Origin of the sequence: Cupriavidus nantongensis, assembly GCF_041726985.1 — a bacterium.
Taxonomy (GTDB): Bacteria; Pseudomonadota; Gammaproteobacteria; order Burkholderiales; family Burkholderiaceae; genus Cupriavidus; species Cupriavidus nantongensis_A.
The window spans coordinates 1,751,738-1,766,645 of record NZ_CP168303.1; the positions used below are offsets into that span (position 1 = coordinate 1,751,738).

Here is a 14,908-nt window from a genome sequence, read left to right on the forward strand (position 1 = left end):
CCTCCGGGGATAAAGTCGCTGGGTTCCCGCCTACGCGGGAACGACAGTGGTTAACTGAACGGCATTAGCCGGCATTAGCGCCCTTAGGCCGCCTTCAGCCGCCGCCACAGCGTGGTCGGGCTGATGCCGAGGATATGGCAGGCGGCGGTCCGGTCGCCGCCGCACTCTTCCAGCACGCGCCGGATATGGTCGACCTCGCTCGATTGCTTGACGCGCGCCAGCGAGCGGCGCGCCCGCGCGGCCGGCGCCGCCGGTGCGGCTTCGGCTGCGGGCGCGGGCGCCGTGGCCAGCGCGGCCTCGCCGAACAGCTCGGGCGCGGCGGCCTGCAGTTCCCGCTGCAGGGCCTCGCCCTCGAGCCGGCGGCCGGCGACCAGCACCGCGATGCGCTCGGTCACGTTTTCCAGCTCGCGGATATTGCCGGGCCAGCGGTAGCGCGCCAGCCGCGCGCGCGCGGCCGCCGGCAGGCGCTGCGGGCGTTCCAGTCCCAGCCGGTCCTGCGCGCGGCGGTACAGCAGTTCGGCCAGCTCCGGCAGGTCTTCGGCGCGCTCGCGCAGCGGCGGCATGGCGATGCGCAGGATGTTGAGGCGGTAATACAGGTCCTGGCGGAAGCTGCCGTCGCGCACCATCGCGGCCAGGTCGCGATGGGTCGCGGCGATCACGCGCACGTTGACCGGCACCGCGTCGAGCCCGCCGATCGGCAGCACCTGCTTTTCCTGCAGCACGCGCAGCAGGCGCGTCTGCAGCGCGGGCGGCATGTCGCCGACCTCGTCGAGAAACAGCGTGCCGTTGTGGGCCGACTCGAACAGGCCGGCCTTGCCGCCTCGGCGCGCGCCGGTGAAGGCGCCCTCTTCGTAGCCGAACAGCTCGCTTTCCAGCAGCGCCTCGGGGAAGGCCGCGCAGTTGACCGCGACGAACGGGAACGCGCGGCGCGGGCTGGCGTCGTGCATGCCCTGCGCCAGCACCTCCTTGCCGGTGCCGCTCTCGCCGCCGATCAGCACGGTCGAGTCCACCGCGGCGTAGCGCCGCGCCAGTTCGCGCAGCGCCGTCATCGCGGCCGAGGTCCCGGCCAGGTCGTCGAGGCTGTAGCGCACCGCCGCCGGCCGCGCACGGCTGCGCGAGCGCAGGTTGCGGTCGACGCGCTGGATCGCGCTGGCGTCCTGGATGGTCAGCACCGCCCCGGTGGTGCCGGCCTCGCCCAGGATCGGGATGCGGTTGACCACCACCATCTTGTCGCCCAGCTTGTGGATCGCCTCGAGTTCCTTGTCGCCGGTCTGCATCACGCCTTCCAGCGCCAGGCTGGGCGCCAGCGTCTGCAGCTTGCGCCCCACCGCGGCCGCGGCCGAGGTGCCGAGGAAGCGCTCCATCGCCGGGTTGAAGGACTGGATCCGCCCCTGCGCATCGACCGCCGCCACGCCCTCGTTCAGGTGCGCCAGGATGGTGTTGACGTAGTCGCGCCGGGTGGCCTCGATGCGGCGCAGGCGCGCGGCCTCGATCGCGTCTTCCAGCGCCATGCGCACCGAGTTGCCGGAGTACAGGAACACGCCGGTCAGGCCATAGCGGTCGGCCAGGTCAGTCACCAGGCCAGGGCCCACCACCACCTGGATGCCCTCCTGCTTGAGCGCCTTCACGCGCGCCACGGCGTCGTCCTCGGTCAGGTAGGTGTAGGCCGGGACCGACAGCGAGAACGCGCGCACGAATTCGTCGACCTCGGCATAGGTGGCCGCGTGCGTGACCAGCGCCACGCGCGGCGAGATCCGCCGCGCCGTGGCCAGCGCGCTCATCACGTCGAAGCCCGTGACCTTGACCAGCACCACCGGCACGTCCACGTGCTGGCGCAGGTAGGCGCCATTGGAGCCGCCGGCGACGACCACATCGAGCCGGCCCTCGCGCACCTCGCGCGACACCGCGCTGGCTGCAGCCTCGAAACCCTTGCCGACGATGCGGAATTCGGCGCGGTCGGCGTAGGCCGGGATCAGGTCGGCAAAGGCGCGCGCGAGGCGGCTGATGCCGATCGCCCAGATGCGCGGACGGCCTTGCGTGGAAACGGGCGGAGCCATGATGCGGTGCGGAAGGAAAGTGGGATGAAAGGCGGCAGGAACAGGCGTACAGTGCTGTCACATTGTCCGATACGCGGCCCGGGATTTCAACTTTGAATTCCAAAACACTGCGTTTGAATTTCAAATGTGCGGAAATACCGGCATGGATCCCACGGCGAAACCCGACCCCCCTGCCCGCCAGCCTAATAAGGACAACGGATTCCGGGTTTCCCGGCCGCTTTCGTCAGGCCTGGCACACCCCTTGCAGTATCCGGCTTGTCCTGTTCACCAACGCATACGCCATGACCTACTCCGCATCCGACCTCGCGCGCTCCGCTGGCGCCCGCTTCCGCCAGGCGCTGGCCGACGAACATCCGCTGCAGGTGGTCGGCACCATCAACGCCAACCATGCGCTGCTGGCCAAGCGCGCCGGCTACCGCGCCATCTACCTGTCGGGCGGCGGCGTGGCGGCCGGCTCGCTGGGGTTGCCGGACCTGGGCATCTCGAACCTGGACGACGTGCTGACCGACATCCGCCGCATCACCGACGTGTGCGACACGCCGCTGCTGGTCGACGTCGACACCGGCTTCGGCGCCTCGGCCTTCAACGTGGCCCGCACCACCAAATCGCTGATCAAGTTCGGCGCCGCGGCCATGCATATCGAGGACCAGGTCGGCGCCAAGCGCTGCGGCCACCGTCCCAACAAGGAAATCGTCACCCAGGGCGAAATGGTCGACCGCATCAAGGCCGCCGTCGACGCCCGCACCGACGACAACTTCGTCATCATGGCGCGCACCGACGCGCTCGCCGTCGAAGGCCTGGACAAGGCGATCGAGCGCGCGGTCGCGTGCGTGGAAGCCGGCGCCGACGCGATCTTCCCGGAGGCAATGACCGACCTTGGCATGTACCGCAAGTTCGTCGACGCGGTGAAGGTCCCGGTGCTGGCCAACATCACCGAGTTCGGCGCCACGCCGCTGTTCACCACCGAGGAACTGGGCGGTGCCGGCGTGTCGATGGTGCTGTACCCGCTGTCGGCATTCCGCGCCATGAACAAGGCCGCGGAAAACGTCTACGCGGCGATCCGCCGCGACGGCACGCAGAAGAACGTAGTCGATACCATGCAGACCCGCGCCGAACTCTACGAGAGCATCGGCTACCATGACTTCGAGCAGAAGCTCGACGCCCTGTTCGCGCAAGGCAAGGGCAAGTAAGCGACCAGACTCAGGCGCGGCCGGGCCGGGGATGTCCCCTCCCGGCCGCTCGCACGACAACAGACAGCAACACCAGGCATCACACCAAGGAGACCCAGATGTCCGAAGCGCAACCGCTCGTCACTCCCAAGCCCAAGAAATCCGTCGCGCTGTCGGGCGTGACCGCCGGCAACACCGCGCTGTGTACCGTTGGCCGCACCGGCAACGACCTGCACTACCGCGGCTACGACATCCTCGATATCGCCGAGACCTGCGAGTTCGAGGAAATCGCCCACCTGCTGGTGCACGGCAAGTTGCCGACGAAGTCCGAGCTGGCCGCCTACAAGGCCAAGCTGAAGTCGCTGCGCGGCCTGCCCGCCAATGTCAAGGCGGCGCTGGAATGGGTGCCGGCCAGCGCGCACCCGATGGACGTGATGCGCACCGGCGTGTCGGTGCTGGGCACGGTGCTGCCGGAGAAGGAAGACCACAACACCCCGGGCGCGCGCGACATCGCCGACCGGCTGATGGCCAGCCTCGGCTCGATGCTGCTGTACTGGTACCACTACAGCCACAACGGCCGCCGCATCGAGGTGGAAACCGACGACGATTCGATCGGCGGCCACTTCCTGCACCTGCTGCACGGCGAGAAGCCGTCGGCGCTGTGGGAGCGCGCCATGAACACCTCGCTCAACCTGTATGCCGAGCACGAGTTCAACGCGTCGACCTTCACCGCGCGCGTGATCGCCGGCACCGGCTCCGACATGTACTCGTCGATCGCCGGCGCGATCGGCGCACTGCGCGGCCCCAAGCACGGCGGCGCCAACGAGGTCGCGTTCGAGATCCAGAAGCGCTACGACAACCCGGACGAGGCCCAGGCCGACATCACCCGCCGCGTCGAGAACAAGGAAGTCGTGATCGGCTTTGGCCACCCGGTGTACACCACCGGCGACCCGCGCAACCAGGTGATCAAGGAAGTGGCGAAGAAGCTGTCGAAGGACGCCGGCTCGATGAAGATGTTCGACATCGCCGAGCGCCTGGAAACCGTGATGTGGGATATCAAGAAGATGTTCCCCAACCTGGACTGGTTCAGCGCGGTCAGCTATCACATGATGGGCGTGCCCACCGCGATGTTCACGCCGCTGTTCGTGATCTCGCGCACCTCGGGCTGGGCCGCGCACATCATCGAGCAGCGCATCGACAACAAGATCATCCGCCCCAGCGCCAACTACACCGGGCCGGAGAACCTGAAGTTCGTGCCGATCAAGGATCGCAAGTAAGACCGGCTGCCGGATTGCCCCGCGTCGGGTTGCATTGAATCCGAGCCTGCGGGCAAAGGGGTAGTTGGTCGCTGACACTGGGCCACTACCCCTTTTTCATACCTATATCGATTTCCCTACACCATGAATTCTGCAAACCGCAAACCGCTACCGGGCACCAAGCTGGATTACTTCGACGCGCGCGCCGCCGTCGAGGCGATCCAGCCGGGTGCCTACGACAAGCTGCCGTACACGTCGCGCGTGCTGGCAGAAAACCTGGTGCGCCGCTGCGACCCCGCCACGCTGACGGATTCGCTGAAGCAGCTGATCGAGCGCAAGCGCGACCTCGACTTCCCGTGGTTCCCCGCGCGCGTGGTGTGCCACGACATCCTGGGCCAGACCGCGCTGGTGGACCTGGCCGGCCTGCGCGACGCTATTGCCGACCAGGGCGGCGACCCCGCCAAGGTCAACCCGGTGGTGCCGGTGCAGCTGATCGTCGACCACTCGCTGGCGGTGGAGTGCGGCGGCTTCGATCCCGATGCCTTCGCCAAGAACCGCGCCATCGAGGACCGCCGCAACGAAGACCGATTCCACTTTATCGACTGGACCAAGAAGGCGTTCAAGAACGTCGACGTGATCCCGCCGGGCAACGGCATCATGCACCAGATCAACCTGGAGAAGATGTCGCCGGTGATCCACGCTGACAACGGCGTGGCCTACCCCGACACCTGCGTCGGCACAGACAGCCACACCCCGCACGTCGATGCGCTGGGCGTGATCGCCATCGGCGTGGGCGGCCTGGAGGCCGAGAACGTGATGCTCGGCCGCGCCTCGTGGATGCGGTTGCCGGATATCGTCGGCGTCGAGCTGACCGGCAAGCGCCAGCCCGGCATCACCGCCACCGACATCGTGCTGGCCCTGACCGAATTCCTGCGCAAGGAAAAAGTCGTCGGCGCCTACCTCGAATTCCGCGGCGAAGGCGCGTCGAGCCTGACGCTGGGCGACCGCGCCACCATCTCCAACATGGCGCCCGAATACGGCGCCACCGCGGCGATGTTCTTTATCGACGAGCAGACCATCGAATACCTGCGCCTGACCGGCCGCACCGACGAGCAGCTCAAGCTGGTCGAGACCTACGCGAAAACCGCGGGGCTGTGGGCGGATTCGCTGCGGCACGCCGAATACGAGCGCGTGCTGAGGTTCGACCTGTCGACCGTGGTGCGCAACATGGCCGGCCCGTCCAACCCGCACAAACGCTTGCCGACCTCGGCGCTGGCCGAGCGCGGCATCGCCGTGGACCTGGACAAGGCCCGCGCGCAGGAAGCGGAAGGCCTGATGCCCGACGGCGCCGTGATCATCGCCGCCATCACCAGCTGCACCAACACCAGCAACCCGCGCAACGTGATTGCCGCCGCGCTGCTGGCACGCAACGCCAACGCGCGCGGGCTGACGCGCAAGCCGTGGGTCAAGTCGTCGCTGGCGCCCGGCTCCAAGGCGGTCGAGCTGTACCTGGAAGAAGCCAAGCTGCTGCCCGACCTGGAAAAGCTCGGCTTCGGCATCGTCGCCTTTGCCTGCACCACCTGCAACGGCATGTCGGGCGCGCTCGATCCGAAAATCCAGCAGGAAATCATCGACCGCGACCTGTACGCCACCGCGGTGCTGTCCGGCAACCGCAACTTCGACGGCCGCATCCATCCGTATGCCAAGCAGGCCTTCCTGGCATCGCCGCCGCTGGTGGTGGCCTACGCCATTGCCGGCACCATCCGCTTCGATATCGAGAAGGACGTGCTGGGCACCGACCAGGACGGCAAGCCGGTCTACCTGAAGGACATCTGGCCGAGCGATGACGAGATCGACGCCATCGTCAGACAGAGCGTCAAGCCCGAGCAGTTCCGCAAGGTCTACGAGCCGATGTTCGCGCTGACCGCGGAAACCGGCGAGAGCGCCGCGCCGCTGTACGACTGGCGCCCGCAGAGCACCTATATCCGCCGCCCGCCGTACTGGGAAGGCGCGCTGGCCGGCGCGCGCACGCTGCAGGGCCTGCGGCCGCTGGCGGTGCTGGGCGACAACATCACCACCGACCACCTGTCGCCGTCCAACGCAATCCTGCTGAACAGCGCGGCGGGCGAGTACCTGGCCAAGATGGGCCTGCCGGAAGAGGACTTCAACTCGTATGCCACGCACCGCGGCGACCACCTGACCGCGCAGCGCGCCACCTTCGCCAACCCGACGCTGATCAATGAAATGGCGGTGGTCGACGGTCAGGTCAAGAAGGGTTCGCTGGCGCGCATCGAGCCGGAAGGCAAGGTCGTGCGCATGTGGGAAGCGATCGAGACCTATATGGACCGCAAGCAGCCGCTGATCATCATCGCCGGCGCGGACTATGGCCAGGGTTCGTCGCGCGACTGGGCTGCCAAGGGCGTGCGCCTGGCCGGCGTGGAAGCCATCGTCGCCGAAGGCTTCGAGCGCATCCACCGCACCAACCTGATCGGCATGGGCGTGCTGCCGCTGGAGTTCAAGCCGGGCGTGAACCGCCTGACGCTGGGGCTGGACGGCACCGAGACCTACGACGTAATCGGCGAACGCCAGCCGCGCGCGACGCTGACGCTGGTGGTGCATCGCAAGAATGGCGAGCGCGTGGAAGTGCCGGTGACGTGCCGTCTCGACAGCGACGAGGAAGTGTCAATCTACGAGGCTGGCGGCGTGCTGCAGCGGTTTGCGCAGGACTTCCTGGAGTCGAACAAGGCGGCGGCGTAAGCTCGAGCTGCTACCGAAGCCGGTGGTGTGCTCCCCTCTCCCGCTTGCGGGAGAGGGGCGAAAATCCACACCGTGCTTTGACTCCAGGCCACCAGGCCACCAGGCCCACAAGCTTAATCAGGACAACCATTTCCCATGGCCCACGTACCCCAGATCAAGATCCCCGCCACTTACATCCGTGGCGGCACCAGCAAGGGCGTGTTCTTCCGCCTGCAAGACCTGCCCGAGCGCGCCCGGGTGCCAGGCCCCGCGCGCGATGCGCTGCTGCTGCGCGTGATCGGCAGCCCCGATCCCTATGGCAAGCAGATCGACGGCATGGGCGCGGCCACGTCCAGCACCAGCAAGACCGTGATCCTGTCGAAGAGCACGCGTCCGGACCACGACGTCGACTACCTGTTCGGCCAGGTCTCGATCGACCAGCCCTTTGTCGACTGGAGCGGCAACTGCGGCAACCTGTCGGCCGCGGTCGGCCCGTTCGCCATTAGCGCCGGCCTGGTTGACCCGGGCCGCATCCCGCAAAACGGCGTGGCCGTGGTGCGCATCTGGCAGGCCAATATCGGCAAGACCATTATTGGCCATGTGCCCATCATCAACGGCGAAGTGCAGGAAACCGGCGACTTCGAGCTCGACGGCGTGACCTTCCCCGCCGCCGAAGTCCAGCTCGAGTTCATGGACCCTGCCGCCGAGGAAGAAGGCGCAGGCGGTGCGATGTTCCCGACCGGCAATGTCGTCGATGACCTCGAGGTGCCGGGTGTCGGCACGCTCAAGGCGACCATGATCAACGCCGGCATCCCGACCATCTTCGTCAATGCCGACAGCATCGGCTACACCGGCACCGAACTGCAGGACGCCATCAACAGCGACACCAAGGCGCTGGCGATGTTCGAAACCATCCGTGCCTACGGCGCGCTGCGCATGGGACTGATCAAGAACGTCGACGAGGCGGCCAAGCGCCAGCACACGCCCAAGGTCGCCTTCGTGGCCAGGCCGGCGGACTACACCGCCTCCAGCGGCAAGCAGGTGGCCGCGGCCGACGTGGACCTGCTGGTGCGCGCGCTGTCGATGGGCAAGCTGCACCACGCCATGATGGGCACGGCGGCGGTGGCCATCGGCACCGCGGCGGCGATCCCCGGCACGCTGGTCAACCTGGCGGCCGGCGGTGGCGAACGCAATGCGGTCCGGTTCGGGCATCCGTCCGGCACGCTGCGCGTCGGTGCCGAGGCGCAACGGGTCGATGGGGAATGGGTGGTCAAAAAAGCCATCATGAGCCGCAGCGCACGCGTGCTGATGGAAGGCTGGGTGCGCGTGCCGGGCGACGCGTTCTGAGTCGGCTGCAAGCCAAAGGCTAGTGCCGGCGCCGCTCGGCCGGTCCGGCGAAGTATGCGCCGGAGGTTATGGCGACGTAGTTTTTATGCCGAATCGGCATAACCCTTGCGCCGCCCTTCCACCGCGAATTTCTCCTCACGTATAGTCTCTGCCGCTGCCTGAACCGGACCCTGCACAACAGGGCCGGCCGCGGGCAGCCACCGACTGAACACGGACGGCACCATTCCACCCATAAGGTATGTCGTGCCGCTTCCAGTACGGGCCACACGTTCGTATAGATACCGAGGAGAACCATGAAATATTCCGCCCGCGTCACCACGCTGGCCGCTGCCCTGCTGTCGGCGAGCCTGATCACCGGCGCCGCGCACGCGCAGCTCGCGCCCGCGGCCCAGCCTGCCGCCGCCGCTGCCACGGCCCCGGCCGAAGCGCGCAAGGCCAACATCGTCATCATCGGCACCGGCGGCACCATTGCCGGCGCCGGCGCGGCGGCGACCAACACCGCCGCCTACCAGTCCGCCGTGGTCCCGGTCGACAAGATCATCGCCTCGGTGCCGGAGATCTCCAAGGTCGCCAACGTCAAGGGCGAGCAGATCTTCCAGATTGGCTCGGAAAGCTTCAACAACGAACGCCTGCTCAAGCTGGCCAAGCGCGTGTCGGAGCTGCTCAAGCAGCCTGACGTCGACGGCATCGTGATCACGCACGGCACCGACACCATCGAGGAAACCGCGTATTTCCTCAATCTGACGCTGAAGAGCGACAAGCCGGTGGTGGTGGTCGGCTCGATGCGCCCGGGCACCGCGCTCGGTGCCGACGGCGCGCTGAACCTCTACGACGCCGTGCTGGTTGCCTCCAACCCGGCTTCCAGGGGCAAGGGCACGCTGGCGGTGCTGAACGACGAGATCCACACCGGCCGCGACGTCTCCAAGACCAACACCTTCAAGACCGAGACCTTCCGCTCGCCGTTCGGCCCGCTGGGTTACGTGGTCGAAGGCCGCACGCTGTTCTACCGCCTGCCGGCGCGTCCGCACACGCTGCAGACGCAGTGGGACATCGACAAGATCGACAAGCTGCCCGAGGTGGCGGTGGTCTATGCCTACGGCAACGCCAACCCGGCCGCGGTCGAGGCGGCGGTGAAGAGCGGCGCCAAGGCCATCATCTACGCCGCCACCGGCAACGGCAGCGTCGGCGACTACATGGTCGAGCCGCTAAAGGCCGCGCGCGCCAAGGGCGTGCAGATTGTGCGCGCGTCGCGCACCGGCAGCGGCGTGGTGGTGCGCAACGCCGAGCAGCCGGACGACAAGTACGACTGGATCGTCACCGACGACCAGCTGCCGCAGAAGGCGCGCATCCTGATGGCGCTGGCGCTGACGCAGACCAACGACAGCAAGGCGCTGCAGCAGGTATTCTGGAAGTACTGATCCAGGGGCAGCACCGGGGTCGTCCAGCGCCATCGCCTGGCCGATCCCGGCACGCAGCCGCTTGCCGCCCCGCGGCCGCGTCGCTGTCCTGAACCGGAAGCGATGCGGCCGGGCCGGGAAGCCGAGCGGCGCCATCAATCCTGCTCAGGGTCGCTCATGAGCTTGAGCACCACATGCCGGCCGTCGCTGACCGCACCGTTCGTGCCGACCACGTAAAGCAGGTAATCGCCGGCAATCGCCAGTCCCGGCAGCGGCGGCGCGGTGACTTCGAGCTTGCCGCCCTGCTGCGCGAACGGCAGCTTCACGTACCGGTTGCCCCAGGTCCAGTTGTGCGTGACCGGGCCGGTGCGGATCATCGTGACCGATGCCACCTCCGTGCCGGAGACCTCCAGCTTGAACTTGTTGCCGTGGCGGATGCTGGGCGGCGCATTGTCGATGACCGGCTTCGCCCCCTTGAAGAAGTAAGGCGGCTTGTACTGCTCGATCACCGGGACGGCGGCATCCCGCTGCGCCTGCGTCTGCGGCGAACCCGGAATCAGGTTGACGCGGTTGCCGCCCATGACCCACACCGCCCCATTGGGCATCAACAGCGCGGTGGAGTGATCGTGCCTTGGTACGGGAGACGACACGAGATCGGTCCGGCTGCCATCCGCCGGATTGAACATCTGGTAGCGCAGGCTGTTCGTGCTTCCGCTCGCGCCACCAACCACCAGCAATTTCCCGTCCGGCAAGGCCACCACATTGTTCTGCGTGGCCGGCTGGACGAGACTGGCGAGCGGCTTCCATTTCGGCGTGGCGCTGGAAAAATCGATCGTTTCCGCGACCGCCGAGTCTGGCGTGTTGCCCCCACTGGAGCCGCCGAACAGGAAGACCTCCTGGGCCCAGCTGCCGTCCGCGCGAATCGTCACCATCAGCACGCCGGCGCCGCTGTCGTGGCCATTCTGGGCGGTGTCGACGAAGGTCCAGTGATTCTGCGCGCGCGTGGCGATCAGCGGATCGGCAAGCGCGCCCTGGACGTCGAGCACGTAGGTATTGCCGCTGTAGAAGAACGGATCGTATCCACCGATATTGAGGCCGCCCGGCTGGCCCGGCAGCGGCGGCACCACCTCGGCCGTGACCGCGACCTTCCAGTCCTTCTCGTTCGGGCCGGTCTGGACGACAAACGCGCGCGGATACATCGGCAACTGCTTCCACGCGTTTTCCAGCGCGACCGTCGTGTCGGTCTTCGGGTCGTAGACTTCCGGCACGCCCTGGCGCACCTTGGTGCTGCCGGCATTGGCCGGTCCCACGCTGGTGTCCTGGTCGGAGCCGGACAGGACCAGGATCCTGCCGTCCGGCAAGGTCACCGCGGTCGGGTACCAGCGCTGGTATTTCAGGTCTGACGGCGTCGGCGGATCGGTATTGTTTTCGTTGAGCGGATCGCAGTGAGACAGCACGCCGGTCGGATCCATTTCATAGCCGATCCTGACGCAGGGCATCGGCCTTGGTACCCATGCCTCGGTTTTCGGGTCGAATATATTGACCTTCCTGCCGCCGTTGTTGCCGCCCTTGTCATGCAGCCCCACCACGTAGATGCGGCCATCCACGCCGGACACATGCCCATTGCAGAACAGGTTATAGCCCAGGCCCCTTGAAAAGCCGGCATCCGTGAAGAACCGGTCGGTGCTGCTGATCTCCGCGCTGGTCAGGTCGGCGATCGCATGCTTGGTGAACACGCCGGTATCGATCATCGACTGCAGTCCGCACACATCGAGAATCTGCGCGTTTTCGCGCTCGAGGTCAGGGCCGTAGCGCGACCAGCCGCTCTCGTCGAGCTGGCCAAGGCCGAAACCGCCCTGTACCAGGTCGATGTATTTCTGATTGAATCCCGGAAATACATTGCTGCCGGGAACTGGCGGATTGAGATAGTGTTTTGGCTTATATTCCGACGGCCGCATCCAGACCAGCATGTTGGGGCAAGCCGAATATTTCTTGTTCCATATCAGCGTTGCATGGATAAAATCCTTGTGAGCCGGAACCAGGCCGCTCTTTTCTCCACATACCGCCGGACCGGCTTCGGGACACTCAACGGCTGCCCGCGCGGGGCCTGCCGGCACGACCAACAGCCATAACGAGCACGTGCCCGCCACTGCCGCCGCGAAAGTTTTTTGCACGGTCTTCATGCCACACCTCCTTCGAGACCATTGCCCCAAAGACCCGGATTTTTTCAATTGTTTTGGCTTTTCTTTAAATGCATAAATGTTGTCGGCGTGCAGCATTGCACCGCCCTTTTTTTGCAAATCCGGTGGTGAGCATAAAATCAGTTTAGGCAGCGCATCGGCCCGCCGATGCCTGGCCGATACACATATGGTCGCGTACGTATGTGGCCCACCGCACAGACGTGATGCGTGGCATCTGCGTGCCTTGTGGCCGGGTTAGACCGGCTCGGCAACTGCGAGCACATCGCGCCAGTACAACTGGCGCGCGTGGGTGTGAGGGGAATTTCTGGCGGTTAATTGCGTTAATAAACGCGAGCAGCGCGGGCTGCCATCCCGGCCGGCTCAGAACATGGCGCTGCTCATCAAGGCCCTGGCGACCAGCACGCCCTCGTCGGGCGCTTCGGCGTACACCGAGACATCCGTCACCACCTGCCGGCGGCCGCGCCGGGCCACCGACGCCACCGCCCGCAGCGCGGCGCCTTGTGCCGGCGCCAGGTACTGGATCGACAGGGAACCGGTCGCTCCGCCTTTCACCTCGTCGGCATTGGCGCCAGACGCCGCCGCGGCCGCGCCGGCGATGTCGATCAGCGTGGCAATGACACCGCCGTGCACGATGCTGCCGTGGGTCACGTTGGTCGGCAGGAACGGCATCTCCAGTTCGACATGGTCCGGCGCCAGGCTTGCCAGCCGCACGCCGAGGGCGCGCGCCACGGGAGAACCCAGCAGCACGTTGTCGACCATGGCGCGCATGCGCGGGTCGATGCCGGCTGGGCGGCAGTCCTGGGAAAGGGGCACGGCGGCGATGGTATGAGGCATGGCTGAACTCCGCTGAAGGTTCGAGGCTTGAGGCAGCGTAACGGCGGGGGCCTTGCGGCTCAATGACCTCCGAGGTAATCCCGGCCCCGCGGCACGGCCTTCGACGAGCCGCCCTTGCGCACCCGATATAATGGGCGGCCGTTTCACGCTCCGCCTTCCCGCCACCATGCCGTCACCTTTCGAATCCGCCCCGCTGCGCCCCGAACCGGACCACGGCACCACGGATTCCACGCTGTCCGAACGCCCGGACAGCCCCTGCATCGGCATCTGCTCGACCTTGTTCGACGAGGTGTGCCAGGGCTGCGGCCGCACCGCGGCCGAGGTCAGCAACTGGGTATTTTTCAGCGACGAGGAAAAGCAGCAGGTGTGGGAGCGCATCACGCGCGAAGGCACCGGCAAGCGTTTCCGCCAGGGCTGAGGCGCCCTGGCGCATACCAGTCACTCTCCGGACAGGCGCCGCTCCATCGCTTCGACTTCGCGCCGTTCCAGCCGCTGCCGAGCCAGCTTGCGCCAGCTTTCGGCCAGCGGCGCCAGCGCGGCCATTTCCTCCAGCGCGGCGTAGTCGAGCCGCTCGACATACAGCACCTGCAGCAGACGGTGCAGCGACCATCCGGGACACGGCCGAGCCACCAGTTCCAGCATATCGCCCGCGGCCACGTCGCCGGTTTCCAGCACCCGGTAGTACCAGCCCGTGCGCAGGCTCTGCTGCACGGCGCGCGACATGCCCGCATAGCCAAAGCGGTGATTGAGCTTCCAGCACGGCTGGCGCGCCTGCGATACCTCGACCAGCGCCGTGCCCAGCCGGAAGCGGTCGCCGATGCAGACCTCCGCCTCGGTCAGGCCGGTGGTGCTCAGGTTCTCGCCGAAGGCGCCAGGCGTGTCGAGGACGCCATCGGCTGACGCGCCGTGTTCCCGCAGCGTCAGGCGCCACGCCGGGTAGTGGTCGAAGGCATAGTGGTGCAGCGCCTTTTCCGGGCCGCCGTGGTGGCGCGGATCGCCCTGCCCGTCGCCCTCGAGTCCGGTCGCGGTCACGCGCAGCCGCGCGTGCGTTGCGGCCTTGGTAATGCCGCTGGGTACGCCCTTGGGTCCGAACGGGCGCACGGCGCCGGTCAGCACCGCAGCGAGCGGCACGCGCAGGGGGGATACGTGCTGGCTCATAGTCCGGCCTGCTCCAGCCAGCGCGCGAACATGCGCTCTCCTGCTGCCGCCACGGTGGCGCCGACTTGCGCGGTGCGCGCGCGGATGGTGCGCGGATCGATGCCGGCCTTGCCGAGTTCGACGGTATGGCCGATCAGCCAGGCCTCGATATCGCGCGGCATGACCTCGGGATGGAACTGCAGCGCCAATACCTGGTTGCCGATGGCATAGGCCTGGTTCGGCACCGCCGCGGTCGACGCCAGCAACTGCGCGCCGGCGGGCAGGTCGAAGGTGTCGCCGTGCCAGTGCAGGACTTCCCATTGCGCCGCGGCCAGTTCGGCCAGCGCCGAATCTTGTCCGGCCGGGGTCGGCGTGATCGGCGCCCATCCGATTTCGCGCGGGCCGGGGTAGACCCTGGCGCCGGCGGCGCGCGCGATCAGCTGCGCGCCCAGGCAGACGCCGATGAGCTTGCCGCCGGCGGCCAGGCGCGCGCGGATCAGCGCGATTTCCGCCTCCAGCCAGGGATAGGCGTCGGTCTCGTAGACGCCGATGGGGCCACCGAGCACCAGCAGCAGGTCGGCCGGCTCGCTGGCGATGGGGCCAAGGTCGTCGACGCCGGCCTGGAACACCCGCAGCGTGTGCCCGCGCGCACGCAAGGCGTTGCCGATCACGCCCGCGTGCTCGAAGGCGACGTGCTGGATCACATGGGTGGTACGCGTTGTCATCAGGGGCTCCTGCCGGGACTGAGGGAGAGAAAGGCCCTCATGTTAGCGC

The 14,908-nt window shown here is 67.1% G+C and carries 11 protein-coding genes; 6 read left to right on the forward strand and 5 right to left on the reverse strand.

The genetic code is table 11. The features are described 5' to 3' along the window. Positions 1-83 precede the first annotated feature (83 nt). A complete protein-coding gene (gene prpR, locus ACEI37_RS19300; RefSeq protein WP_373380248.1) occupies positions 84-2,057 on the reverse strand; it encodes a propionate catabolism operon regulatory protein PrpR in 1,974 nt (657 codons plus the stop codon). 281 nt (positions 2,058-2,338) lie between these two features. On the opposite strand from prpR, the gene prpB reads away from it, so the two are divergent. From prpB to ACEI37_RS19325, 5 genes are all read left to right on the forward strand, one after another. Next, positions 2,339-3,247 (forward strand): methylisocitrate lyase, encoded by a 909-nt coding sequence (gene prpB / locus ACEI37_RS19305; RefSeq protein WP_116356517.1) that lies wholly within the window; start codon positions 2,339-2,341, stop codon positions 3,245-3,247. Between the two features lie 98 nt (positions 3,248-3,345). Further along, entirely contained in the window at positions 3,346-4,503 is a 1,158-nt protein-coding gene (prpC, locus tag ACEI37_RS19310) for a 2-methylcitrate synthase (RefSeq protein ID WP_115671092.1), read from the forward strand. A 123-nt stretch (positions 4,504-4,626) separates the two neighbouring features. After that, a complete protein-coding gene (acnD, locus tag ACEI37_RS19315; protein WP_373380249.1) occupies positions 4,627-7,239 on the forward strand; it encodes a Fe/S-dependent 2-methylisocitrate dehydratase AcnD in 2,613 nt (870 codons plus the stop codon). A 135-nt stretch (positions 7,240-7,374) separates the two neighbouring features. Continuing rightward, entirely contained in the window at positions 7,375-8,565 is a 1,191-nt protein-coding gene (gene prpF, locus ACEI37_RS19320) for a 2-methylaconitate cis-trans isomerase PrpF (RefSeq protein WP_373377762.1), read from the forward strand. A 293-nt stretch (positions 8,566-8,858) separates the two neighbouring features. Continuing rightward, positions 8,859-9,983, forward strand: coding sequence for an asparaginase (locus ACEI37_RS19325; RefSeq protein ID WP_373377763.1), 1,125 nt, complete (start codon positions 8,859-8,861; stop codon positions 9,981-9,983). A gap of 134 nt (positions 9,984-10,117) precedes the next feature. Here the strand turns inward: ACEI37_RS19325 and ACEI37_RS19330 are convergent, their stop codons facing one another. Beyond that, positions 10,118-12,145, reverse strand: coding sequence for a galactose oxidase-like domain-containing protein (locus ACEI37_RS19330; protein ID WP_373377764.1), 2,028 nt, complete (start codon positions 12,143-12,145; stop codon positions 10,118-10,120). A gap of 378 nt (positions 12,146-12,523) precedes the next feature. After that, positions 12,524-12,997: a PaaI family thioesterase gene (locus ACEI37_RS19335; protein WP_373377765.1), complete on the reverse strand. Its 474-nt coding sequence runs from the start codon at positions 12,995-12,997 to the stop codon at positions 12,524-12,526. A gap of 166 nt (positions 12,998-13,163) precedes the next feature. On the opposite strand from ACEI37_RS19335, the gene ACEI37_RS19340 reads away from it, so the two are divergent. Next, on the forward strand, positions 13,164-13,415 hold the full coding sequence (locus ACEI37_RS19340; RefSeq protein ID WP_373377766.1) for a DUF1289 domain-containing protein: 252 nt from the start codon (positions 13,164-13,166) through the stop codon (positions 13,413-13,415). Between the two features lie 20 nt (positions 13,416-13,435). Here the strand turns inward: ACEI37_RS19340 and ACEI37_RS19345 are convergent, their stop codons facing one another. Continuing rightward, the gene (locus tag ACEI37_RS19345; RefSeq protein WP_373377767.1) at positions 13,436-14,155 is read right to left on the reverse strand and encodes an MOSC domain-containing protein; all 720 of its coding nucleotides are present in this window, start codon (positions 14,153-14,155) and stop codon (positions 13,436-13,438) included. Continuing rightward, complete coding sequence (locus ACEI37_RS19350) at positions 14,152-14,859, reverse strand: glutamine amidotransferase (RefSeq protein ID WP_373377768.1); 708 nt, start codon at positions 14,857-14,859, stop codon at positions 14,152-14,154. The genes ACEI37_RS19345 and ACEI37_RS19350 overlap by 4 nt, the downstream gene beginning before the upstream one ends. Between the last annotated feature and the right edge of the window lie 49 nt (positions 14,860-14,908).